The following is a 23,730-nucleotide window of genomic DNA, read 5'->3' as shown; positions in this document are numbered from 1 at the left end:
GCCGGGCGTTCCTGCCACCATCGGTGCTCACTGTCGTTGGTGCCGTCAAGGTGGCCGGTGGCCGGCGCGACCGGGGCGGTCTGGATGACGCGACCCCGGCCCGGCCGAAGCTCACAGCGGCCGGGGCTCGCACAGGCCCGAACTCACAGCAGATGAAGCGCGCGGGCCCGGTGCACGGCGTCCCGGCGGCGAGCCACGTCGAGTTTACGGTAGATGCTCTTGAGGTGGGTTTTCACGGTGTTCACCGAGACGAACATCTCGCTGGCGATCTCCGCCGTGGTGAGCATGGTCGGCAGATAGCTCAGGACCGTCTGCTCCCGGCCACTCAACGGCTCGAAAGCGGCCGGCAACGGCCCGGCCGGCTCCACCACCGGCCCGCCCGGCCCCGCCGCGTGTCCGACCTGCTGCCCAGCCTGGGAAGAGCCCGCCGGGACGCTCCCGGTCGGACCGGCCGGTCCGACCGGCCGGTCGGTGGCGCGTCGCGGGATCGGCGCGTCTGGACGGGCGCTGTCACCGGGCACCGCCGGGGGGAACCCACGGGCCGCCGCGGCCGGCTGCCCCGCCGGCCGCGGGCGGGGTGAGCCCGCCCGCCCGGGGCCGGCGACGGGGCTGCTGACGGCACCCGCGATTACCGGGGACGCCGGTGGCCGCGGCCGGGCCACGGCCGGTCGCGCGGCAGCGGCCCGTGGCCCGGCAAGCCACGCGCCCGGCGGCCCGGTCCCGGGCGCCCCGGCTCCCTCGGGCCCGGCGACCGCCGCGGACCCCGCGGTCCTCGACGACCCAGGCGACCCAGTGGATGTGGTGGATGTGGCGTGGCTGGCACGCCCGGCCCGGTCGAGCAGTCGGCCCACCAACGCGGGATGGGCCGCCCGCAGCCCGGGATGCGCCCGCAGCAGCCTGATGATCACTTCTCCCGCGTCCACGAACGGACGCAACGCACCTTCGTCCTCGGCCAGTGCCAGTGCGCGGGCCAGGGATGCGGTCGCCCGCGCCACGTCCCCGCCGCGGTCCGCCGCCACCGCGTCCAGCACGCAGGCCGCGGTGAGGCTGCCAATGCCGAAGCCGGTGTCGGCCCGCAGCAGCGGAGCGAGCATCGTCGTGGCCGCGGACGCGTCCGCCCGGGCAAGGTGGATGCGCACCAGGGTGAGCACCTCGACCGGGTCGGGACGGTGGTCGGCGATCCCGCGTCGCAGCAGGGTCAGCGCCGCGTCGGGATTACCCGCCGCAACAAGAAGATCTCCTTCGGTGGCCAGTCGTGCGCGTAGACAGACGTCGGGCAGCCCGGCCGGACGGTGGATGGCCAGCAGCCGCCGGGCGGCCCGGACCTCCCCCTGCCGGGCCAGGATGGCCGCGTCGAGCAGGACGAGCAGTTCGGCGGTCACCGGCTGCGGCCACCGCCGACAGTATCCGTCCGCCTCCTGGATGTGCTGGCGGGCGGCGGCGAGCTCATCGCTGTGGTAGGCCACGATGGCCATCGCGAGACGGGCGTCGGCGAGCCCGGCGATCCGGCCCGGCCGGAACCGGTCACCATCGGTGCCGACCAAACCGTCAGTACCGGCCGGACCGCCGCCGCCGCTGGCCGGACCGCCGCCGCTGCCGGCCGGACCGCCGCCGCTGCCGGCCGGACCGCCGCCGCCGGCCGGCCGGCCCCGGCCGGCGTCCACCGCCGCGTCGGCCCACGCCCGGGCCTGGCGCAGCCGTCCGCGCCAGGCGTGCAGCAGCGCGAGGCTGCCCAGACAGGACAGTTCCACGTCGTCCATGCCGGTCTCCCCGGCCAGCCGCAGCGCCGTCCGCAGGGTCTCGAAGGCGCTGTCCGGCCGGCCGCGCCACAGATCGGCGCGCCCCCGGGCGGCAAGCGCGACAGCCCGTGCCGCGGGGTAGCCCCGCCACTGGTCAGGATCATGGCACTCGGACGCGTCGTGCGGACGCTGGCCGGCGCGCAGCAGCCGGCGGGCGTAGTTGAGCATTCCGTCGGTGTCCGCCCGCAGTTCGGCGCGCCGAATCTCCAGGAGGTCCGCGGCGGTCGCCACCAGACGTCTGCGTTTCGCCGGCAGGCTGGTCACCCCGGCCCGCGCGGCGTCCAGGCAGCCGGCCGCGGGCTCGGCGGCGCCGGCCCGCAGGTGGCGGGCTGCCACGACAAGGGCGCACTCGGCCGACTGGTCGACCGATCCGGCGGGGAAGGCGTCCACCAGCATGCCGACCCGGTCGACGTCCACGCCTGGGGCATCCGGCCTGGGAAGCACCCCGAGACCGCTCTCGACGAGCAGGCAGGCGGCATAGCGCCAGTCGCCGGCACGGCAGGCGTGCCGCACGGCGGCGGAGAGGTCCCCGTGGTCGGCGAACCACATGGCGGCGCGCAGGTGCAGCTCGGGCTCGTCCTCCCGGGCCTCCCGCACGAGATCGGCGTGCAGGGTCTCGGCGAGCAGCCGGTGGAAGCGGTACCAGGTGTCGTCGCCGTCGATACCGATCACGAACGAGTTGGTCCGGGCCAGGTCCGCCAGCAGCATCCGCCCGTCCACGGCCGGGCTGTCCCGCCCGACGGTGGCGGCACCGGCGACCGGGGTGAGCGCCGCGGCCGTCCCGCCGGGCTCGGCGGCGACGACGTCGAGCAGCGGTCCGGTCAGCCGGTCGAGCACGCTGGCGCGCAGCAGCAGACGGCGGACCGCCCACGGCTGGCCGCCGAGGACCTCCGCGCCGAGGTACTCGGCGACCTCACGGCCGGGATGCGCGACGGCCGTGGTGGCATCACCGCCTTCGGCACCGCCACCGCCACTATCGGCACCGTCGGCACCGCCCGGCCATCCGGCGCCCCCTTCGCCGGCGGCGGACGCCTGGCCCGTGCCGGCGAAGGGGGCGCGGGCGGCCCACAGCCGCAGGCCCGCGGCCCAGCCCTCGGTATGCTCCAGCAGCTGGTTCCGGCCGGCATCGGACAGCTCGACGCCGTGGGCGCGCAGCAGCGCGGACGTCTCCCCCGCGGTGAAGGCGATGTCGGCGGGGCCGATCTCGACCAGCCGGCCGTCGAGGCGCAGCCGGTGCAGCGCGAGGACCGGGTAACGCGAGCAGAGCACGAGCCGCAGCGTCGGCCCGGCGCAGGCCGCCAGCAGCTCCAGCCCGGCGAGCACGACCGGATCGGCGATCAGGTGCACGTCGTCAATGATCAGTACGACCGGCGCGGACAGCTCGGTGAGGGCGTTGGCCAGCTCCCGCCAGAACCATCCCGAGCCGCCGGGCCCGATGGATCCGGCAGGTCCAACGGGCCCAGCGGGTCCGGCAGGTCCAACGGGCCGGACGGGCCCGGTATCGCCGACGAGTGGCGATGTCCCGTCGACCGCCGCGGTGGCGCCGCCGCGGCCACCGGCAGCCGCGGCGGCAACGGCCGATCTGGGGGCTGCCGACCCGTAGCGCAGCGCCCCGGCCCCCGCCGGGATGGCACCCCCGCGTTCCAGCGCGCACAGCAGGTGGAACCACAGCTCGGTGATTGCGTCGGCGTCCACCGACAACCAGGCGACCGGCCCCGCCCAGCGGCCGGCGGCGGCCCAGGATGCGGCGAGGACGGTCTTGCCGGAACCCGCTGGCCCGCTGATCGCCGTGACCCCGCCGCGCACGCCCCGGTCGATGGCCTCCCAGAGGCGGATGCGCGGGACGTGGATGGCGGGCAGTGGCGGCGCGTTCGTCCGCGCGATGACGAGGGGCACCCTCGCGGCGGATGTATCCAGGTAAGAAGTAACGGCCGCGGACACCTTACCGTCAACCATGTCACAACCCCCAACCGACCAGGCGCGCAACGTAGTGGTATCGCGACGAGCGGTTATGGGCAAGACGAGACCGCTGACCAGACACCCACGAACCCGTCGAAAAGGGGCCAGCCGCGACCGGGCCACGACGCACCTGGCGGCGTCATGCCCGCCAGAACACGAAGACCGGAAATGTCACGTGGGCTCCACGTACACACCGGCATCCCCCGGCGGCACCCCCGACAGCGACCCGCCCGCTACCGGGGAGCGCGGGAACCGGGCCCGTAGCCAGCGTCCGCCCGTTGACGGACGGCGCCTGCCTGTTTGGCCCGCCTGTTTGGCCCGCCTGCTGGCCCGCCTGTTGTAGGCCCGGCCCCGAGACCGGGGAACTGGGCCTCCCAGGCCGGCTCCCAGCCCGCGGTGGCAGGGTGCGCAGCCGCGCATCCCGCGGGCCCCGCCGACCGAAAAGATCATGATCGCACGCCTGGCGGCGCCGGCCGAGTCCGCCGGCGCCGCCAGGCGTGCGCAAAACCAGATCAGGTGCCCCGGCCGGTGTCCGTCGAAGCGCTTCCGACGAACACCGGCCGGCACGGGCACTGCCCGCAGCCCCGTCCGTACAAAGCATGATCCAGACGAGTTTGTCGTTGGGTACGCTTCTTGGCCCCTGCGGGCGTACCCAGCGACAAGCCCGCGTCGATCTTCTCCGATGGCCGGCGCTAGGCGGCGCAGTCCGCGCAGACCGCGCGACGCGCGTCCGCGAGCTGGCTGCGATGGTGGACGAGGAAACAGCTCGTACAGGTGAACTCGTCAGCCTGTCTCGGCAGCACCCGCAGGGACAGCTCCTCGTCACGCACCTCGGCGTCCGGAAGATCCAGCTCCGCCTCGAGAGCGTCGACATCGTCTCCGAGATCGGCCGCGGCTCCGGCCCGCTGTGCCTTCAGCGTCTCCAGGCTCTGCTCCTGGAGTTCGTCATCCTCGACGTCAGTGCCCCGCCGGGCGTCGAAGTCACGAGCCATCGAGTCTCCTTCCTTACGGTTCCAGTCGTTCCCTACGGTTGCGATCAGCCATGCGCGCGAGACGCGATGCACAGCCGCGTGTCGGTACCCGTCCAGGCCCGTACCCGAACAGGATCGAGCGGCTACAATACGCAACGACTCCGACGCGGGCACAGCCGACGAGGTTTGTCTACATCCCTGCGTGGTCGATACAGGACAACGGATCTCCCTCGACCGACGCGTACAATACGGTTCCGCGCGGCGACAGGCCAGGCATCACGTGTTCGCCTCGATGTCAGACCCGACACATCCATCTTCTCGTCGTATTCCGGTATAGCGCGGTGGTATTTCCGACAGACGGGCCGATAACGTCGACCCGGTCGAGTCCGGACATCTCGGGGAACCCGATCTGGTAGGCCTTACCGGATCCACCCGGMCCGCCCCCGCCGATCCCTGCCACTCCCCGTCGATCCGCTCCCCGTCGATCGCAGCCGTCGTGGCCCGCGGCCCGGCGCGCGAACAGGCATGATCGCTCCGCTCCGGCCGGGATGAGCCGAGTCAGAGAATAGCGATCATGAAGTCACCGGGACGGAACGACCCGTAGCCAGATCGACATGTGGGCGCCCAGGCTCACCCGGCGCCCACCGGCCCACCGGCCGGATGCCCGGTTCCTGGCCGTCGCCGTGGGGGCGGGCCCCCACGGACGGACCACTTTACAGGTACAGCTCTACAGGTACAGGCCGGTCAGACCGTCATCGAGACGCTCAGYGGCCACCGCGTGCACATCCCGCTCGCGCAGGAGCACATAGGTCGTGCCGTGCAGCTCGACCTCGGCCCGTTCCTCCGGATCGTAGAGCACCCGGTCGCTCACCTGGATGGTACGTACAGCCGTACCCACCGCGACCACGTCCGCCCAGGACAGTCGCTTACCCATCTGCGCCGTGGCGGGAATGACGATCCCGGCCTTCGAGCGGCGGTCGGCCGAGTCCTCACGGGGAGCGACAAGGACCCGATCATGAAGAAGTCTGATCGRCAACGATCCGGCACGCATGTCCACACCAGCCATGCCGCCAACGCCAGCCATACCGTTGACACCGCCGGAAGCAACACTCACACGCCGGACACTACCCGCCCGGGCGGCACCGTCCTACAACGGTGGACGATGGCGCTGTCCATCCGAGTCCGCCCAAGTCCATCCAAGTCCGTCCGGGTCCGTCCGGGGCTCACCCGAGCCTGCCCGAGCCAGGTCAACACCCCGCGACAACCCACGGACCGCGGATTCCCGGTACAAACGCACAAACCTCCCCGGATGGGGAATGCACCCCCAACGGGGTATAAGCTCCCGCCCATCGTCGGCCTCCCGCTGTTGCCGGGCCGGCGAACCGGCGCCGGGCCACCGCCGGAGAGCTCCACGTCGTCCGGCAGTCGCGGCACCGAAGGCGAAGGCGAAGGCAACAGCGGGCCAAGCAGTGGTCAGGCGGTGGCCCAGGCAGTGACCCAGATGATGGGTTCGGGCACGGGCAATGGGTCAGGCAGGGTCAGGCAATGGTTGGGTCGGCACGCTGGAACCGTGAGATGAGGCACGACGATGGCTTTGCGAATCAGTGTGGACCTTGACGGCCTGCGCTGGGCTGATCTTTTCCGGTTCGTCGACCTGGCCCGCAACGGCGGCATCGGGGCGGACGACCAGGTAGACGTAATCACCTACGGTAGCGACCCGCTGTCGGTCAGCCTGTCGGCACGGATCTACCCGCCAGCGGACGCGTTCGGACCGGGCGAGCCCGAGCTGGGCGGTGAACCAGCCGGCCGCTCGAACGTCCCGGCCATCGGCGCGGCCCAGCCGTCGTCCAACGGCTCGTCGTTCGGGTACGACCCGCCCGCCGACGAGCGCGGCCCGGGCGGCAACGGCGCCCACTACCCGTCGTTCGAAGCCCCCAGCGAACGTCCCGGCCCGGGCGGCCCGCCGAACCTGCCCTCGTTCTCGGGCGGCTACGACGGGCAGGGTGAGCGCGGTGGCGCGCCGCCGACCGCCGTCGCCACCCACTACCCCAGTTTCGACGGGCAGGGAGAACGCCTCGGCCCCGGCGGCGCCGGTGGGCAGTTCGCCGGATTCGAGCCGGTCTTCGACCGGCAGGCGGGCGCCATCCAGGGCGGCATCAAGGAGCCGGTCCCGGGTGGCCCGGGCGTGCCCGGCCAGGTCGACAGCCCGTACGTCGAGGAGTTCGCCCGTCTCCAGGAGGGCCTGATGCGCCAGGTCCGCCGTCCGGACGAGGTCCGCCCCGAACGGGGATGAACATCACGGGCGGTCGCTCGACCGCCCGTGCGGCTGGTGGCCAGACGGTTGGTCAGCGACAGCCGGCGAGTGGTGGCAGGGCGGCTGGCAATCGGCGGCGCGCGGCCGGGCAGCCGGTTGCCGCCTGGCCAGGTGATCGGGCCGCTGGGTGCCCCGGTGGCAACGGCCGTCGTCCGGATCATGTCGCCGTCCAGCCGCCGGTACCCCGCCATCGGTGGCAACACCCGGCTTTTGGTGACAGAAGCGACATCTGGTAACAGAGTTTGCAGGTAAGGCTACAAAAGGTAGTGTGATGACCAAAATGGTCGCTCAAGGACGGTACCGGTAGCACTTCCCACCGGGTGATGGTGCATGCTGGCATCGATGGAGGATCAGCGGACGGATGAGGTCGAGCGCTACTGCAACCGGTTGCGCTCGGAACTTCGCATGATTTCCAACGGGCCTGTCCTGGCTGGTCCGAAGATGATGGCGCACATCGGGTCCCTGCTCACGCTGCTCGACCTCCACCAGGCGAACGAGTTCGATCTGTGCGTGAGCTGTGACCGGCTCTGRCCGTGCCCGACGGTCGTGGCCGTCACCGGCATGTCCCCACAGCCGGATGACGACGAGCAGGCCCCGGATCCAGATGTCAGGCGACAGCGTGCCCAAGCGGCCCTGGATGCCCTGGAGGCCCTGGAAGCGAGACCCGTCGAGGCCGGTACGCCCGCATCCACCACCATGCCTGGGATACCCGTCATGCCCGGGGCCACCACCGCGCCTCCGATCGCGCCCGGTACCGGTGCCGCACCCGGGGCCGGCGTCGCGCCCCCGGTCCCGCCCGTCACCATCGTCCCGCCCACAGCCCCGCCCGCGCCGCCCACCGTCGCGACGCGCGCCGCCGCCGCGGGCGGCCCCATCCCGGGCAGCCCCATCCCGGGGGGCCTCATCTCGGACGGCCCCAGACCAGGGGGCCCCAGACCGGGTGACGCCGTCCCGCCTCCCGCACAGGCACCCCCCGCGCCCGCACCGCTCCCACCCGCACCCCCCGGCTCCCTCCCGCCGTTCTCCGGCATGCCGCGGGTCAGCGGGCCGATTCCCCCGCTGCCGGCGGCTCCGACGTCGGCCACGGGCCCGAACGGCCCGGGCACGGGGCCGCTCGGAACAGGCCCAGGTGGGYCGGGCACAGGCGCCTACCCGGTCTCGGCGACCCCTGGCAACCCCACCGGATGGATCCCGTCCTCCACCGCCTCGCTGTCAACCGGCGCGCACCGCATACCGCAACCGCCCCAGGCACCCCAGACGGCGCAGCAGCCACAGCCGCCACAGCCGCCGCGAAGGCCCCAGCCGCCGCGCCCGGCCGACGTCACGCCCACACCGGACGGGTGGCAGATGCCGTCAGGCACCCCGCCCGCCCCGCCTTCCGCGCCGCGGCCGGGTGGTCAGCAGCCGGTGACGGGCCCGTTGCCGGCGCGGCAACGGCCCGCCGAGCCGTTCCGGCAGCCGCCGGTGCGCGAGCCGCAGCCCTGGCCGCTCGTGCCGGGGCCGGGGCCGGGAGCCGGTGACCAGCCGCCGGCGTACCCGCCCAGGGAAGCGGCCATCCCCACGGCCCGTCTCGCGCCGTTGATCTCCGGGCCGATGGGTATTCCGCCCACCCGCTCGGCAGGCCGGCCGCATCCGGGGCCGGACCCGGCACGCCAGCCGTACACCACCGCGTCGCATCCCGGCGGCGGTGATCCGGGCGCCCCGCCGAACGCCCGGGGGCCGCAGGCCGAACGCCCGGGGAGACCGCCTCGCGCCGCAGCCCAGGACGACACGATCAGTGACAGCAGCGGCGCCCACTGGCCCGGCTACGGCAACATCCTCGACGGCATCGACGTGATCTGACCTCGCCGAAACCCCCCGGCAGCACAGGAAAAGCATGATCGTACTGTCGGTGTCCCGCCGGACGCGGACCAACCGGTCGTGCGTACGGGGCGGTTCGGGGCCCGCCGAGTAACCCGACGGTCCGTGACAGGTCGGCGTCGGCAAGGTTTGAATGCAGACGGCATGTGGCATGAACGCGACGACGGCGACGGGCCCAAGGCGATGTTCGACGGTACGGCCGTCGGCGGTTACCCGTGGAGGGTTGAGGCGTGGCCGAAGCTCTTACCGCACGCTTCGATCTTCCCGCCAACGCCCGCGCCRCCGGGCGTGCCAGACGCCTGGTCAACGAGCTGCTGTCGACCTGGGGCCGCGAGGAGGACGCCGAGGTCGCTCGCCTGCTGGTCAGCGAGGTCGTCACCAACGCCGTCCGTTACACAAGGTCGGACGATCCGCTGCACGTCCAGGTCGTCGCGCAGAAGGACCGGGTGCGGATAGCGGTCGGCGACGGCAGCAATACCCACCCGGTGCTACGGACCGTACGTGACGACGACGAGTCCGGCCGCGGCATGCACCTGGTGGCGGCGCTCGCCAGCGAGTGGGGCGTGGACAAATCCGCCAACGACAGCCCCGGCAAACACGTCTGGTTCGAACTCGCAGCCCCCGTCCACCCTCGCGTCCCCGTGGACGCTGTCCGCTCCCCCRCCGCATTCCGCCTTTTCCGCTGAACAGCTCCCCCGAGCACTCGGGTCGAGCCCGCAGCGGGCGGTGAGAGCGGTGGCCGTCGTCGTGGAGCCAACTGAGATTCACCGGGAGAGGCGGTCCCGAGCAGCGCTCAGCCGGTAGCGAAGAATGATGATCCGCTATCAGGCTGGTTCGACGGGGGTGCGGGTCTCCAGCGCGGAGCCGGCGCTGCCGGCGCGGGCGAGCTTGTGCCAGCGCAGCCGGCTGCCGAGCACGGCGCTGACCACGGACTGGATGACCACCAGGTACATCACCTGGCGGTAGACGATCTGCTGGAGCGGCAGGGTCCACAGGGGGCCGAACCGTTCCCGGTCGAGGTGGAAGGCGTAGGCGGTGGTGGYKWKYTKKWYSRMGMRGAAGMCGGCATACGAGATGAGGACAGCACCACGATCGGCGAACAGCAGGCCGTAGAGGGCCATCAGGTCGATGACGGGGGCAAGCATCGGCAGCAGGACCTGGAACATCAGCAGATAGGGCAGGGCGCGGCGGCCGAACCGGCCGGCGGCGCCGCGTTCGACCACGGCATGCCGATGCTTCCACATCGCCTGCATCGTGCCGTAGCACCAGCGGTAGCGCTGCCGCCACAGGGCGCCGAGGGTGGCCGGCGCCTCGGTCCAGGCCCGGGCCTGTTCGGCGTAGACGACCCGCCAGCCGGCGCGGCACAGCGCCATGGTCAGATCGGTGTCCTCGGCGAGGGTGTCCTCCGAGACGCCTCCGACCGATTCCAACGCCTCCCGGCGGAACGCGCCGATCGCCCCCGGCACGGTCGGCATGCACTGGAGCACGTCGTACATCCGGCGGTCCAGGTTGAAGCCCTGCACGTATTCGATGTGCTGCCAGCGGCCGAGCAGCCCCCGCCGGTTGCCGACCTTGGTGTTGCCGGCGACGGCGCCGACGGCCGGGTCGCGCAGCGGCTGGACGGCGTGGTGGACCGTGTCCGGTTCGAAGACGGTGTCCCCGTCGACGAGGACGAGCACGTCGGCGGAGGCGACGGCGATGCCGTGGTTGAGAGCAGCTGGTTTGCCCTGGTTGGCCTGCCGGACGACCAGCACCCCGGGCAGTCCGAGCTGTTCGACGATGTCGGCGGTGCCGTCGCTGGAGCCGTCGTCGACCACGATCACCTCAAGATCGAGGTAGTCGTTGGCGACCATCGAGCGGACGGTGTCGGCGATGCCGACCGCCTCGTTGTAGGCAGGAATGATCACACTGACCGGCGGACGGAACCCGGTGTCCGTCCGCCGGCGCAGGTCGGTACTCCGCAGGCGCCGGCGGGCGGCCTTGCGCCGCCGGTCGGCGAGCCGCCAGTGCCGGCGGGCGATCACCGTGACGACCACGGCACGCAGGAGAGTGAGCACGGTGAGCGGGACGAGGAAGGCGGTCAGCGTCCAGGTCAACGCGCTGGAGATCCGGTAGGTGGCCAGCAGCGCCTGGCCGCGCAGCCTGGTGGCGGTGTCGGCGGGGTGGGAGGCGACGTCGGACGGTAGCCGCAGCCCAGCCGAAAGTGTGACGAGGCGGTAGCCTCGCGCGTCCAGTACGTCCAGTAGCTGGTCCACGGCCGCAACGGTCTGGCTCCGGTCGCCACCGCTGTCGTGGAACAGGACGACCGCGCCGGCCGTGCCCACGGGGGTGGCCGCCCGCACGAGCGCGTCAGCACCGGGACGGGTCCAGTCGCGGGAGTCGATGTCGGCGAGGACGGTGAGGTAACCCTGCGAGGCGAGTTCACGATAGGTGGTGTAGGCGGGGAGGGTGAGCGCGGCCGGGGTGGACGAGTAGGGCGGCCGCAGCAGGCTGGACGTCGCGCCGGTCGCGGCGGCCAGCGCGGACTGTGACAGGKAGATCTCGATCCGGCGACGCCAGGCGGGCGCGGCCGTGAGGTCGGAATGGCTGAAGGTGTGGATGCCGAGCTGATGACCGTCCTGCCGGATACGCCGGACCAGTTCGGGGTGTTCCAGGACGCGGGAGCCGACGACGAAGAAGGTCGCCTGCGCCCGGTGCCGACGCAGCACGTCGAGGATGGCGGGTGTCCATCGCGGGTCGGGCCCGTCGTCGAACGTCAGCGCGACCGTCCGGGCAGGCAGGCCACGCCCCTGGGGTACCGGGCCGGACAGGTCGAGGACCGGGCCGCCCAGCCCGTCCCCCGGGCCCGCCGCCGTCTCCTCGACGGTGCCGTCGGGGGCGGGGGTGCGGGCCGGACCGGTTCCGTGCCGGGCGAATCCCTGAATCCCGAGCATGCTCGCCAATGTGCCGATGAACAGCGCGAGCAGCAGCCAGTGCGCCCGGGGGGTCCGGTGCGCGTCACGCCGATGCCTCACGGCTTCGACGGGCTCGGCTTGGACGTCGGCCTTCCCTGCTCGGTCGGCCTGCCCTGACCCTGGCCCTGGCCTTTCGGGGAGGCGACAGCCCGCGGCGGCGTGGAGGACACCGCCACGACGGTGGCCACCGGGAGCGGCCCCGACACGCCACTCGCGGAGGCAGCCGGCATCCCCAGCGGGCCGGAAGGGCCGGACGGCGCCGGAGCGGTCACCGGACGCGCCGGCACCGCGACCGACGCCTGCGCGCGTGGCATACCCCCGGCAGCGGCGTCCAGGCCGTCGGAGCCGGAGTTCGGGGAGGATGCGGGAGCCGGCCGGTCGGAGGAACCGAACAACGGCGGCAACGTCACACCGGGAACCGTGGCCACCCCCGACAGACCCGCCGCCACCAACCCGAGACAGCCGAGCATCACGGCTCCCAGTACCCACCCCACCCGCCGGACCCGCCGTGCCCGCCTGCCGGACCGCGCGACGAACACCGGTTGTCTTCTCCAAACGGTGGCCAYGCCGCGAGACTAGTCATTACGGGTCACCAGCGATCAGGCGGGTAGCCTCCACCCGGATCGAACAGCGCCGAGACGCGATCCCGCTCTCCGCATAGCCAGGCCCATATAGCCAAGGAATCAGGGAAGTCTACGATTGGCCACCGCCAGATAGCCAACCGCAACAAACACCGGAAACGTTCCCGGAATCGACGGGGATCTGGCCCCGGCCCAGTCCAGCACCGGCGTGGTGACGGTGCCGGCGGTGGCAGCGGCATTGCCGTCCGCGTCCGTCTGCGAGGCGACCCGACCCAGACTGTCGTAGCCCGTCGCCAGCGTGGTCGTACCGTCACCAACATTGGTCGGCAGGCCTGTCGTCGTGCTGTAGCCGTAGGTGATCGTCGGCAGAGTGGTACCGCCGTCCGCCGCGAGACTCGCGGCGACCGCCGCAGAGGTCTTCCGCCCGGCCGCGTCATAGCCTGGTCATCGCCGTCCAGGTCGTCGCGTTGACAGTCTCGACCGYGATCAACACCTCGTCAGGGTCGTTATAGGTGTACGTCACCATCGGCAACGGGTTCCCCGACGACGGCTGCGCCGCCGGCCCGCTGGTGCACGCCAACCCCGTCCAGGCCACGTCCACACAGCCGCTGCCGGTCTCCGTATAGTAGGCGATCACCATGGCGAACGTGTCCGTGCCGTTCGCCTTCGGCATCCGCGACTCCACGGTCTGTCCGGCGGTGTTGTAGTAGCTGGTCCGCGTCCACCCCCGGCAGGCACGGACCACCCCGGGCATATGCCGCGACAGCGGTGTTCATATCCTCTGCGCGAGAGAATCGCCGCCATCGTTAGATGGCACGGAAATCACGGGGGTACGGGATCATGCGAAAACGCCTGCTGCCGCGGCTACGAGCACGCCCTGAACAGACCCCCACCCGGGACCGGACCTCCTCCAGCCAGAATACCACTGATGATCCACAGGCATGGGCGGCTCGAGCAGCCGCTTTGTTACAAGCCACCCGGAAGAACGGCGATCTCGGTCCGCTCAACGAGACAATCGACCTGTTCACCCGCACGTTAGCGGTCACCCCCACCAACCAACCCAACCACGCCGGCCTGCTGTTCATCCTCAGTCTTGCCCTGTACACCCGGTTCGAACGAGTCGGGGAAATGGCGGACCTCAACGCCGCGATCACCACCAACCAGAAAGCAATAGCCGCCACCCCCACCAATCATCCTGACCACGCCATGTACCTGTCCGACCTCTGTATTTCCCTGCGGACCCGGTTCGAACAGGTCGGGGGGGATGGCGGACCTCAACGCCACAATCACCGCCGGCCGGGAAGCGGTCACCGCCACCCCCACCGGCCACCCCAAGCACGCCGGCCGACTGTCCAACCTCAGCCTTGCCCTGTACATCCGGTTCGGACGGGTCGGAGAACTAGAGCGCTGGTCAAGTAGTGCGAATCCCATCCACAACCACCCGCACAGGCCATGATCCAAAAGAGTTTGTTGTCGTGTACGCTTTTTGGCCGCGTCAGCGTACACAACGACAAACTTGCGCCGATCTTCTCCGATGGCCGGTGTCCATCGACGTGTGCCGCCGTTAGCGAGGATACGTATGGTTCCATGACCGGCGCTCTAGCGGACCTCAACGCCGTAATCACCACCAACCAGAAAGCAATAGCCGTCACCCCCACCAACCACCCCAACCACGCCGGCTTGCTGTCCAACCTCGGCCTTGCCTTGCGAACCCGGTTCGAACGGGTCGGAGAACTAGCGGACCTCGACGCCGCGATCACCACCGTCCGAGAAGCAGTCACAGCCACCCCCACCAACCACCCCCACCAACCACCCCGACCGCGCCATGTACCTGTCCAACCTTGGCGCCGCACTGCAGACCCGGTTCGAGCGGGTCGGGGAGATGACAGACCTCGACGACGCGATCACCACCAGCCAGGAAGCGGTCGCGGTCGCGGTGGCGCCACCGCGGATACGCGCGGGCGCGGCCCGCGGCTGGGGGCGGTCGGCGGCTGCCGGGGGGCGGTGGGAGCAGGCGACGGCCGGGTTCACCGCGGCGATCGACCTGCTCTCCCCGCTCATCCCCCGCAGCCTGGCTCGGACCGACCAGGAGGGGCTGCTCGCAGAACTCGGCAGCCTGGGGGCGGACGCCGCCGCCTGCGCGCTGCGCGCCGGGCAGCCCGCCCGGGCCGTCGAGCTGTTCGAGCAGGGCCGGGGGGTGCTGCTGGGGCAGGCGTTGGACACCCGGACCGACCTGACCGCTTTGGCCGCCCGTCATCCGGAACTGGCCGGCCGGTTCACCGACCTGTGCGCCCAGCTCGACCAGCCCACGCCCGCCGCCGGGCCTGTCGCGGTCGATACGGCCGGCGCAGCCTCGGCCATCCCGGCTGCCAATCTCACCGACGGTGAGCGGGAGCGGCGTCGACGGGCCGCTGACGCCCTTGAAGCCACGATCGGGCGGATCCGCGGGCTGCCCGGCTTCGAGGACTTCCTACGCCCACCCCGGCTGGCCGACCTGCTGCCCGCCGCCACCGCCGGACCGATCATCCTGGTGATCGTGTCCGAGTTCGGGTCGTCCGCGCTGATCCTGACCGCCGACGGGCTGCTCGACCCCGTCGACCTCCCCGCACTCACCCCCGCCGCGGTCTACGAGCAGACCGTCGCGTTCCTGACCGCGCTGGCCAGCCCCCACACACCGGACAACAGACAACAACTGACCGACACCCTTGGCTGGCTGTGGGACAACCTGGCCGGCCCGGTCCTCGACCGGCTCGGGATCACCGGCCGGCCCCCACCGGCACCCCGGGAGTCGTCCCGCCGGAGAGGACCGGCCCCACCGGACCGGGCCCGGCCGCTGTGCGGCGGCCGGAGGACGCGGGCGGGCTGCGGGTGTGGTGGTGTGTCTCCGGGCTGCTGGCGTTCCTGCCGGTCCACGCCGCCGGCCACCACCACACCCGGCACGACCCGGCCCCGGTGACCGTGCTGGACCGGGTGATCAGCTCGACCACCCCCACGATCCGCGCTCTCATCCACGCCCGCCGCCCTCTCCCCGGCGCGGAGGGTGGACGGATCGTGGCGGTCGGGATGCCCCGTACCCCTGGCGCGTCCGACCTGCCCGGCACCGCGGAGGAGATTCGTCAGCTGCGGGAGCGGTTCCCCGAGCGGGTCCAACCGCTGGGCGGGGATGACGCCACCCGGGGCACGGTGACGGCGGCGCTGCCGGCCGCCCGGTGGGCGCACTTCGCCTGCCACGGCCAAGCCGACCTGGCCAACCCCTCGGCCAGCCGGCTGCTACTCGCCGACCATCAGCAGCGGCCGCTGACGGTCGTGGATGTCGCCCGGCTGCGCCTGGACAGCGCCCAGCTGGCGTTCCTGTCCGCCTGCGAGACCGCCCGCCCCGGCGGTCGGCTGGCCGACGAGGTGATCAATCTGGCGGCGGCGTTCCAACTCGCCGGCTACCGGCATGTCATCGGGACGCTGTGGCCGATCGGCGACCAGCACGCCGTGGAGATCGCCGACCACATCTACACCCTCCTCGGCACCAACGGCGCCGACGCGGACAATGTGGCCGTCGCGGTGCATACGGCGACCCGGCGGCTACGTGACCGGTGGCCACACGAGCCGTCGGTGTGGGCGCCGCACATCCACGCCGGCGCCTGACACCCCGCACCCACTCGGGTGGCACGCACCCGGGCCGGCACCCGGTATGGACGACGCACGGTACGACGAGGAGAACCGATGGGCACCGACGACGGCGAAGTGAACGAGATCAAGGGGGTGCTGGAGGCTGCTCGGGCGATCCGCCCCTATCTGGACGAGCTGGTCGGCCCGGCCGCCCCCGATCTGGACCGCAGCCTCGCCAACCAGCTCACCGCCGTCACCGCCACCGCCATCACCCCCACCGACCACGCGGCGGCTGCCCGCCAGCTCCGCGCGCTGCTCGACGGCAACGAGACCACCGCATGGTTCCTCAGGACGGTTCTGGAGGACGCGCCGCGTTACCGACCGCCCTACCATCAGCCCCGCTACCTGTACCGGCAGACCGGCGGCGCGCTCGTCCTGCCGGGCGATCCCGGCCCGGTCGAGGCCGGCCGCTACGTCTGCCCGCGCGGTGACTACACCTGGTACCGGCCCGAAGTCGGCGTCGCGATCCCGGACTGTCCCACCCATCAGGTCCGCCTGGTGCGAGGCTGACCTGATGCTGGGGGCGTTCTGGGAGGCGGTCGGGGGGAAACTCGCCGACCGCTGGGCCACCGTCACCGCCCCCGCCCTGATCTTCTGGCTGGCCGGGCTCGCCGCCTGGACCCACCACCGCGGCGGCCTGCACACACTGAGCGAACAGGCCGACTGGCTGGACCGGCAGACCCCGGCCGTGCAGACCGCCGCCATCCTCACCGTCCTGCTCGCCGTGCTCGCCTCCGGCATCCTCGTCGCCCGCGCCGCCACCCCGGTGCTGCGGCTGCTGGAGGGCTACTGGCCCGCCTGGACCGCACCCGTCCGCCGCCGGCTGGCCGGCCGGCTCGCGGCCCGCGCCGCCGCCGACCAGACCGCCTGGCAGGCCGCCTACGACCGCGTCCGCCCACCGAGCACCCCCACCACCGACGAACTCGCCGCCTACACCCGGCTGGAACGCTGCCGCCGGCGCCGCCCGGCTACTTCCTGCCCACCCCGATCGGGAACATCCTGCGCGCCGCCGAAGGCCGCCCGCTGGACAAGTACGGCCTGGACGCGATCATCCTGTGGCCGCGGCTGTGGCCGGCGCTGCCCGAGACCACCCGCGCCGACCTGCTCGCAGCCCGCGCCAGCCTGGACGCGGCGGTCACCACCGCGGTGTGGGGGCTGCTGTTCTGCGCGTTCACCCCGTTCACCTGGCTGGCGCTGCCCGTCGGGCTCGCCGTCGCCGTCGGCAGCGTGACGCTGATGGTCCCGGCCCGGGCGCAGACGTTCGGTGACCTGGTCGAGGCCGCCTACGACCAGCACCGCGTCCTGCTCTACACCTAGCTGCGCTGGCCGCCGCCGGCCAACCCGGCCGCCGAACGTGCCGAGGGCGCCAGGCTGACCGCCTACCTGTGGCGGGGCTCCGACGACACCCACCCCACGTTCACCCCACCCCCCGGCTGACCCACCACCCCCGGCGGCAGCCACCCCGAGTCACCACCGCCGGGCCTGTCGCCTGCCCGAGCCTGCCACCGGCATCACGGCTCGCCACGGAATATCAGATCAGTGACGGCGACCGGGTGGATGGATCACGATACGGTGCGGGCCGAGCCCGCCGGGGACCAGCGGCCATCTACTGAAGGTAACGACCACAGGACGTGAGGTCGCRTGTCGTGAACTGGACAGGCCGTTCCCCGATGGCCCCTGGCAGGCCGCCCGACGGCAGGATCGATCATCAATATGATCTAGATCATGCATCACTGCAGGTCAAAGCACTGTCACAAATCTTGGTTGAAAATTTTCAAGTAACCGGCCGCAGCAACACAAACCTCTTTCGGTTACAACCTCTGTGCCGTCGTATTCATCGGCGGCTTCCTGCCAATGGGCAACCACCCTGGGCAGGTGGATGATGTCATYGGGTCAGCAACAACTCGTCCGTAATGCCGCTGACAGCGGGAAACCGTCATCAGGGGGTCGACATGCCCGTTCCCACGGATGTCCGGCTGAACGTCCGGATCCTGCTCGACACCGGTGGCTACCTGGTCGCGCACTATCGGTCCGACGTGTCCGCCTACCTCCTGCCCGGCGGCGACGTCGAGCCCGCCGAGGGGATCGCCTCGGCCGCGGCCCGCTACGTCCACACCCTGACCGGTTCCCCGGCCGTCCCGACCGAGTTCGTCGGCTGCGTCGAGCACCACGGGCCGGACGCGGAGCACACGGTCACCGCACTGTTCGCCGCCGACCTGCCCGACGGTGCCGCCGCCCCGGTCACCCACGCGGGCGCCGCGCTCGTCCCGCTGGCCCTGGAGGACTTCAACGAACGGTCGCTGACACCCGCCGCCGTCTCGGTCGCGGTGGTCCGCTGGCTGGAGGACCACTGGCCGGTGTGGCAGGGGCTGCCGGTGCACGAGCCCGACGCGTGGTGGAACCATCTCAGCCAGTCCGTGCACGTGCTGCGGGCCCAACTGCACGCCCGGCGGCACGAGCTCGACGACGCCGCGTTCCGGGACGCCGCGGTCGCCATCTGCGCGCTCGTCGCCGCCGCCGACGGCACGATCGACGCGCGGGAGCGGGACGCCATGGCGCACATCGTCACCACCGACCGGACGCTCAGCGCCTTCCCGCCCAACGAGCTCGTCCACCTGTTCGACGCCCATGTGGACGCGCTGCGCGCGGACGCCGCCGGCGGCCGGGCCGCGGCGCTGCGCGAGATCGCCAAGGTGCGGGGCAACCGGGCGCGGGCCCGGTCGGTCGTGCAGTTCGGCGCGGTGATCGGACGCTCGGACGGCACGTTCGACCCCGCCGAGCGGGCCGTCGTTCAGGAAGCGATGGACATCCTCGGGCTCGACCCGTCCTCGCTGGCGGTCCAGCGGGTCAGGAGCACCCACGGATAGACCGCCTGGCCGCCGCCGCGGGAACCGGCAGYCAGGCCGAACCGGGGCCTGACACCGGAAAAAGGCCGAGCCGGGCGCTGTCCGCGGTGCCGTCCGGTGCTGTCAGACGCCGCCAGTACGCCGAAGGCCCGCCAGGAACCGGCCGCGGACACCTCGAAGACGCGACACCCACCGACCCAACATCCCCCGAGCAGCAACATCACCGAGCAGCAACATCACCGGAGCAGCCCCGAAGTACCCGAAGCAGCCGAATCAGCCGAACGTGGTCGATCCAGCCCGCCTTCACCCGTGAGGAAAGCCATGCTCAAGAACAACGACGCAACATCCCACCAGGCAGCCCGACCGTTACCGCGTCCCGGCAGGGACGCTTCCTGGGCCGCCGACCCGACGATCGCCGTGGACCCGACAGTCGCCGACCTGGAACGCCCTGCCGCCGCGGGCGGCCCGTACGGCCTGGGCGGCCCGGCCCACGACGCCATCCCGGTACTGAGCGCCCGCATGCTCTTCATCTCCGGTGAGCGGGTACTCATCGCCAACCGGCGCGGGCGGTCCTGGTTCTACCTGCCGGGCGGGAACGTGGAGCCCGGCGAGAGTGTGGAGGCGGCGCTGCGCCGCACGATCCGGGAGAAGGCCGGACTCGCGACCCACGCGCTGGACTTCGTCGGATGCGTGGAGCACACGTTCGTCGAATCCGGTCAGAGCTGGCACGAGATCAACGTCGTGTTCGCCGCGGCGCTGCCCGCGTTCGCACAGATCGGCAGCCGGGAGGAGGCGATCGACATCAGTTCGGTCTCGGTGTCCACGCTCCACACGTTCGAGTTCCGGCCGACGTACCTGCGGACGGCCATCCTGCGCTGGCTGCGCACTCACCGGCCGTCCTGGTACGGCCCGGACGGGCTCCCCCGGACGACCGCCGGACCGCACTGAGAAAGAGCCGGGCCGAGTGAGTAACCGCAACGCCCCCACGACCAGCACCGGACCGGAACCAGGGGCGGGGCGGGCCTGGCCGGAAGCAGAAACAGGACAGAGCCACAACCGGGAGCGGAGGCCGAGGCCAGGGACAGGGGCCAGGGCCGAAAGGGGAATCAGGCGGGCAGAACCGCCTCGATCGCCTGGCGCAGCGCCGGGTCGTGCGGCTCCGTGCGCGGGCCGAAGCGGGCGGCGACCCTGCCGTCCGACGCGACCACGAACTTCTCGAAGTTCCAGGCGATGTCGCCGGTCCGCCCCTCCGCGTCGGCGGCCTGGGTCAGCTCGGCGTACACCGGGTCACGGCCTTCGCCGTTGACCTCGATCTTCGCGCTCAGCGGGAACGTCACCCCGTAGGTCGTCGAGCAGAAGGTCGCGATCTCCTCCGCGGTGCCCGGCTCCTGCCTACCGAACTGGTTGCTCGGAAAACCGATCACGGTGAATCCGCGGCCGGCGAGCTCCTCGTGCAGTTTCTCCAGACCGGCGTACTGCGGGGTGAGGCCGCACCGGCTTGCCACGTTGACGAYGAGCGCGGCACGCCCGTCCGCCAACGCACCAAAGGTCGTCTTCTCACCGGCAAGGGTCGTTACCGGTAGGTCACGCAGATCTGTCACGGTCCTGCCTTTCCTCGGATGCTGAAGGTTTCGCTGGGTTCTGTGATCCCGGTCACCCGGCGGCGGATTACCGGTGCACGTCATTTTCGGGCGACATGACGTACCTCTGCGTGCAAGCCGGCCGCCGCCGGTTCTGTTCCGTACCGGCATGAAACGGCCTCCTGGCCAATCGGTGCCATCCCTCGCCCGACGGGGCAGGTAGAAGAAGATCCCATCACAGGATGTACGTTGTTCAGCATCCGTTATGAATTCCGATCTACTGTTGGCGCCATGACGCCCAGCCGGGCAGCTACCGCGACGGCAGCCCCCGCAAGGGCGACGGTCGACGGCAGCGCCGTCGCCACCGCACAGCCAGCAGCTATCTCACCACGGCAGGTCACACGCCCGCCGCTGTCAGGCCTGCCTGATGAGCAGATGGTGAGCCCACTCGCACTTTCCGGAACGCTGCGCCCCCGTCTGCGGATGGGCTGGCTGCGCCATCCCTGGACGCTGGTCGTGGTCGCCCTCGCCGTTCCGACGGCCGTCATGCTGGTCATGCGGTTCCGGACGGAGGTCGGGGCGAGACTGTCGAGCGTCCCCGTGCCGACCTGGCCATGGCTGGTGGCGTGCGGGCTTGCCTCGTCCTGCTTCTTCCTGGCCAACGGTCTGGCCCTGCGGGCGGCCAGTGGGCTGCCCCTGCGGCTGCGCACGGCGGTGGCGGTGCAACTGGCCGCGGCGGCGGCCAACCGGGTGCTGCCGGCGGGCCTGGGCGCGATCGCCGTGAACATCCGCTATCTGGAACGTCAGAAGCTGACCTGCTCGGCCTGCCTGAGCGCGGTGGCCGCAGTCAAGATTGTTTTCGCCCTGGCCCACGTGGGCGGGATCGCGCTCACCGCCGCGCTGGTCGGCGGTTCGGGCACGCAGGACGCGGTGATCGCGCCCATCAGGTCGGTCACGGCGAGCGTCGGCTCCGGACCCGCCCTCGGCGGTGTCGCGCTGTGCCTGGTCGGCTGTGTCGTGGCCGGCCTGCACCCCCGCATCCGCGGCCGGCTCGGGCCGGCGCTGCGCGGCGCGGGCCAGCATCTGGCGCTGCTCGCACGCTCCCCCCGGCGCACCGCCGTGCTGCTGCTGTCGGCCGCTGCCACCAAGGTGACACAGATCGTGGCGCTGGCCACCTGCGTCTGGGCCTTCGGCGGCTCCGTATCGCTACTGTCGGTAGCGACCATCTATCTGGTGGGCGCGGTGGTGGCCGGCGCGGTACCCACCGCGGGCAACATCGGAGCGCTCGAGCCCGCCCTCGCCATCGGCCTCGCCGCCGCCGGCGGCGACGCCGTGTCCATGTTCGCGGCCGTCCTGGTGTACCGGCTGATCAGCTACTGGCTCCCCGTCCTCCCCGGCATCGCCGCCCTGACCGTCCTGCGCCGCCGCGGCATCCTGTAGACCGATGCCCGCGCAGCACGGCTCTGCCCGGGAGGGCCGCAGGCCGGGCCGTCGGATGAGGCCCGGCCTGCGAGTAGGAAACGCGTAGGAAAAGGGCTGGTCAGCCGGTGCCGAGGCCCTTGGCGACGCGGGCGCCGAGGTCCGGGTCGACCTGGCGCCAGTACTCGACCACCCGGCGCTGGACCTCCGACGTGACGTCCTGGGACGCGTGGCCGACGATGTTCGAGACCAGATGTTCCCGATCGGTATCGGACATCACGTCGCGGTACAGCGACCCGGCCTGGCCGAAGTCGTCGTCGTCGCGGCGCGGCGTGTACGCCGCCCGGACGAAGTCGCCGTCGGCCCGCCAGACCGCGTCCTCGCCGTACCGGGCCGTGTCCGCCCTGGGGCCGCCGTAGCTGTTCGGCGCGTACACCGGGTCGTGGGACGGCTGGTAGCGCATGGCGCCGTCCTTGTTGTAGGAGTGCACCGGCACCTTCGGGCGGTTGATCGGTAGCTGCAGGTAGTTCGGGCCGATCCGGTAACGATGCGTGTCCGGGTAGGAGAACAGCCGGCCGAGCAGCATCTTGTCCGGGCTCGCGCCGATGCCGGGCACCAGGTTCGCCGGCTCGAACGCCGCCTGCTCGACCTCGGCGAAGTAGTCCTCGGGGTTGCGGTCGAGGACCATCCGCCCGATCGTGATCGGCGGGTAGTCCCCGTGCGGCCAGACCTTGGTCAGGTCGAACGGGTTGAACCGGTAGGTGGCGGCGTCCGCGAACGRCATGATCTGTACCTCCAGCCGCCAGGCCGGATGGTCGCCCCGCTGGATCGACGACGCCAGGTCCCGGAGGTGGAAGTCCGGGTCCACGGAGACGACCGCCTTCGCCTCGGCGTCGGTGAAGTTGTCGATGCCCTGCTCGGTCTTGAAGTGGTATTTCACCCAGAACCGCTCGTGCGCCTCGTTCACCCACATGAACGTGTGGCTGCCGTAACCGTTCATGTTCCGCCAGCTGCGCGGCGTCCCGCGGTCGCTCATCAGGATGAGCACCTGATGGGCGGACTCGGGGGACAACGTCCAGAAATCCCACTGCATGTTGTTGTCGCGCAGGTGGGTGTCGGACCGCCGCTTCTGGGAGTGGATGAAGTCGGAGAACTTGCTCGGGTCCCGAACGAAGAAGATCGGCGTGTTGTTGCCGACCAGGTCGTAGTTGCCGTCCTCGGTGTAGAACTTGATGGCGAAACCACGCGGATCACGAACCGTGTCGGCGCTGCCGAGCTCACCCGCGACGGTGGAGAACCGGATGAACACGTCGGTGCGCCTGYCCACCTCGGAAAGAAAGGCCGCCTTCGTGTACGGGGTGACGTCCGCGGTCACCTCGAAATAGCCGTGCGCACCGCCGCCCTTGGCGTGAACGACCCGTTCCGGCACCCGTTCCCGGTTGAACTGGGCCATCTTCTGGATCAGGTAGTGATCCTGGAGCAGCAACGGACCGTTCGGGCCGACAGACAGGGAGTGTTCGTCGCTCGGTGCCGGGATACCCGCGTCGGTCGTGGTTACAGGTGGTCGAGAGTCAGTCATCAAAAACTCACTCCTGTTGTCTTCTGTCGTCGCGTCCCGACCGTCGGTGGGACGGGTCCCTGCCGACGGCCGGGCGGCTCGCGCCGGATTCGGACTCCCGGGGTCCTACCCGCCCGTGCCCGCCGGAAAGTCGACGGATGTCAGCTGTCGGTTCTCCCGGCGTGGCCGGGACATCAGCCGCGTGGCCGGGAGGTCAGCTCTCCCG

At 71.5% G+C, this 23,730-nt stretch carries 18 protein-coding genes and 2 pseudogenes; 10 read left to right on the top strand and 10 right to left on the bottom strand.

Features of this window, described 5'->3' with window-relative positions; genetic code table 11:
• Positions 1-143 precede the first annotated feature (143 nt).
• From BL254_RS29100 to BL254_RS14935, 3 genes are all read right to left on the bottom strand, one after another.
• On the bottom strand, positions 144-3,755 hold the full coding sequence (locus tag BL254_RS29100; protein ID WP_175648380.1) for a LuxR C-terminal-related transcriptional regulator: 3,612 nt from the start codon (positions 3,753-3,755) through the stop codon (positions 144-146).
• 695 nt (positions 3,756-4,450) lie between these two features.
• A complete protein-coding gene (locus tag BL254_RS14940) occupies positions 4,451-4,750 on the bottom strand; it encodes a DUF4193 family protein (protein WP_013872769.1) in 300 nt (99 codons plus the stop codon).
• Positions 4,751-5,456: 706 nt separating this feature from the next.
• Positions 5,457-5,843, bottom strand: coding sequence for a co-chaperone GroES (locus BL254_RS14935; RefSeq protein WP_076843624.1), 387 nt, complete (start codon positions 5,841-5,843; stop codon positions 5,457-5,459).
• A 474-nt stretch (positions 5,844-6,317) separates the two neighbouring features.
• Here BL254_RS14935 and BL254_RS14930 point away from each other — a divergent pair, with 474 nt between their 5' ends.
• The 3 genes from BL254_RS14930 (at position 6,318) to BL254_RS14920 (ending at position 9,589) form a co-directional block, all read left to right on the top strand.
• The gene (locus tag BL254_RS14930) at positions 6,318-7,022 is read left to right on the top strand and encodes a hypothetical protein (RefSeq protein ID WP_076843622.1); all 705 of its coding nucleotides are present in this window, start codon (positions 6,318-6,320) and stop codon (positions 7,020-7,022) included.
• Between the two features lie 351 nt (positions 7,023-7,373).
• Positions 7,374-8,885 carry a hypothetical protein gene (locus BL254_RS14925; RefSeq protein WP_076843620.1) on the top strand — a complete coding sequence of 504 codons (1,512 nt, stop codon included), beginning with the start codon at positions 7,374-7,376 and terminating at the stop codon, positions 8,883-8,885.
• A 248-nt stretch (positions 8,886-9,133) separates the two neighbouring features.
• A complete protein-coding gene (locus BL254_RS14920) occupies positions 9,134-9,589 on the top strand; it encodes an ATP-binding protein (protein ID WP_076843618.1) in 456 nt (151 codons plus the stop codon).
• 138 nt (positions 9,590-9,727) lie between these two features.
• Here the strand turns inward: BL254_RS14920 and BL254_RS14915 are convergent.
• The 5 genes and pseudogenes from BL254_RS14915 to BL254_RS27790 form a co-directional block, all read right to left on the bottom strand.
• Positions 9,728-11,917: pseudogene (locus BL254_RS14915) on the bottom strand (bifunctional polysaccharide deacetylase/glycosyltransferase family 2 protein).
• Positions 11,914-12,396: a hypothetical protein gene (locus BL254_RS26145; RefSeq protein WP_139342323.1), complete on the bottom strand. Its 483-nt coding sequence runs from the start codon at positions 12,394-12,396 to the stop codon at positions 11,914-11,916. Before BL254_RS26145 ends, BL254_RS14915 begins: the two are co-directional and overlap by 4 nt.
• 144 nt (positions 12,397-12,540) lie before the next feature.
• Entirely contained in the window at positions 12,541-12,714 is a 174-nt protein-coding gene (locus BL254_RS28435; RefSeq protein WP_235433853.1) for a hypothetical protein, read from the bottom strand.
• Positions 12,715-12,871: 157 nt separating this feature from the next.
• The gene (locus BL254_RS28430) at positions 12,872-13,192 is read right to left on the bottom strand and encodes a hypothetical protein (RefSeq protein WP_076843614.1); all 321 of its coding nucleotides are present in this window, start codon (positions 13,190-13,192) and stop codon (positions 12,872-12,874) included.
• A gap of 281 nt (positions 13,193-13,473) precedes the next feature.
• A complete protein-coding gene (locus tag BL254_RS27790; RefSeq protein WP_139342322.1) occupies positions 13,474-13,755 on the bottom strand; it encodes a hypothetical protein in 282 nt (93 codons plus the stop codon).
• A gap of 508 nt (positions 13,756-14,263) precedes the next feature.
• Here BL254_RS27790 and BL254_RS28425 point away from each other — a divergent pair.
• The 6 genes and pseudogenes from BL254_RS28425 (at position 14,264) to BL254_RS14870 (ending at position 19,895) form a co-directional block, all read left to right on the top strand.
• Positions 14,264-15,394, top strand: coding sequence for a hypothetical protein (locus BL254_RS28425; RefSeq protein WP_254858161.1), 1,131 nt, complete (start codon positions 14,264-14,266; stop codon positions 15,392-15,394).
• Entirely contained in the window at positions 15,307-16,077 is a 771-nt protein-coding gene (locus BL254_RS28420) for a CHAT domain-containing protein (RefSeq protein WP_052914643.1), read from the top strand. The genes BL254_RS28425 and BL254_RS28420 overlap by 88 nt, the downstream gene beginning before the upstream one ends.
• Before the next feature lie 78 nt (positions 16,078-16,155).
• A complete protein-coding gene (locus tag BL254_RS14885) occupies positions 16,156-16,611 on the top strand; it encodes a hypothetical protein (protein WP_047223389.1) in 456 nt (151 codons plus the stop codon).
• Between the two features lie 4 nt (positions 16,612-16,615).
• Positions 16,616-17,538 (top strand): annotated as a pseudogene (locus BL254_RS14880) (hypothetical protein).
• A 515-nt stretch (positions 17,539-18,053) separates the two neighbouring features.
• Entirely contained in the window at positions 18,054-18,968 is a 915-nt protein-coding gene (locus tag BL254_RS14875; RefSeq protein ID WP_047223428.1) for a TerB family tellurite resistance protein, read from the top strand.
• A gap of 300 nt (positions 18,969-19,268) precedes the next feature.
• Positions 19,269-19,895 (top strand): NUDIX domain-containing protein, encoded by a 627-nt coding sequence (locus BL254_RS14870; RefSeq protein ID WP_235433551.1) that lies wholly within the window; start codon positions 19,269-19,271, stop codon positions 19,893-19,895.
• 158 nt (positions 19,896-20,053) lie between these two features.
• On the opposite strand, the gene BL254_RS14865 is transcribed toward BL254_RS14870, so the two are convergent.
• Positions 20,054-20,548 carry a glutathione peroxidase gene (locus BL254_RS14865; protein WP_076843608.1) on the bottom strand — a complete coding sequence of 165 codons (495 nt, stop codon included), beginning with the start codon at positions 20,546-20,548 and terminating at the stop codon, positions 20,054-20,056.
• A 414-nt stretch (positions 20,549-20,962) separates the two neighbouring features.
• Here BL254_RS14865 and BL254_RS14860 point away from each other — a divergent pair, with 414 nt between their 5' ends.
• Positions 20,963-21,967, top strand: coding sequence for a YbhN family protein (locus tag BL254_RS14860; RefSeq protein WP_254858159.1), 1,005 nt, complete (start codon positions 20,963-20,965; stop codon positions 21,965-21,967).
• Between the two features lie 100 nt (positions 21,968-22,067).
• On the opposite strand, the gene BL254_RS14855 is transcribed toward BL254_RS14860, so the two are convergent.
• Positions 22,068-23,525 (bottom strand): catalase, encoded by a 1,458-nt coding sequence (locus tag BL254_RS14855; protein ID WP_076843606.1) that lies wholly within the window; start codon positions 23,523-23,525, stop codon positions 22,068-22,070.
• Positions 23,526-23,730: the final 205 nt, after the last annotated feature.

It is taken from the genome of Protofrankia sp. BMG5.30, from assembly GCF_001983005.1.
In the GTDB taxonomy this organism is placed as follows: Bacteria; Actinomycetota; Actinomycetes; order Frankiales; family Frankiaceae; genus Protofrankia; species Protofrankia coriariae.
Note: the sequence above shows the minus strand (reverse complement) of the source record. Positions and strands in the feature narration are given on the sequence as shown.

What these genes read in the sequence shown, in the direction of transcription:
- BL254_RS14885 (WP_047223389.1), top strand. Translation starts at nt 16,156, where the DNA reads ATGGGCACCGACGACGGCGAAGTGAACGAGATCAAGGGGGTGCTGGAG.
- BL254_RS29100 (WP_175648380.1), bottom strand. Translation starts at nt 3,755, where the DNA reads ATGGTTGACGGTAAGGTGTCCGCGGCCGTTACTTCTTACCTGGATACA.
- BL254_RS14870 (WP_235433551.1), top strand. Translation starts at nt 19,269, where the DNA reads ATGCTCAAGAACAACGACGCAACATCCCACCAGGCAGCCCGACCGTTA.
- BL254_RS14930 (WP_076843622.1), top strand. Translation starts at nt 6,318, where the DNA reads ATGGCTTTGCGAATCAGTGTGGACCTTGACGGCCTGCGCTGGGCTGAT.
- BL254_RS28425 (WP_254858161.1), top strand. Translation starts at nt 14,264, where the DNA reads ATGTACCTGTCCAACCTTGGCGCCGCACTGCAGACCCGGTTCGAGCGG.
- BL254_RS14940 (WP_013872769.1), bottom strand. Translation starts at nt 4,750, where the DNA reads ATGGCTCGTGACTTCGACGCCCGGCGGGGCACTGACGTCGAGGATGAC.
- BL254_RS14875 (WP_047223428.1), top strand. Translation starts at nt 18,054, where the DNA reads ATGCCCGTTCCCACGGATGTCCGGCTGAACGTCCGGATCCTGCTCGAC.
- BL254_RS14860 (WP_254858159.1), top strand. Translation starts at nt 20,963, where the DNA reads ATGGTGAGCCCACTCGCACTTTCCGGAACGCTGCGCCCCCGTCTGCGG.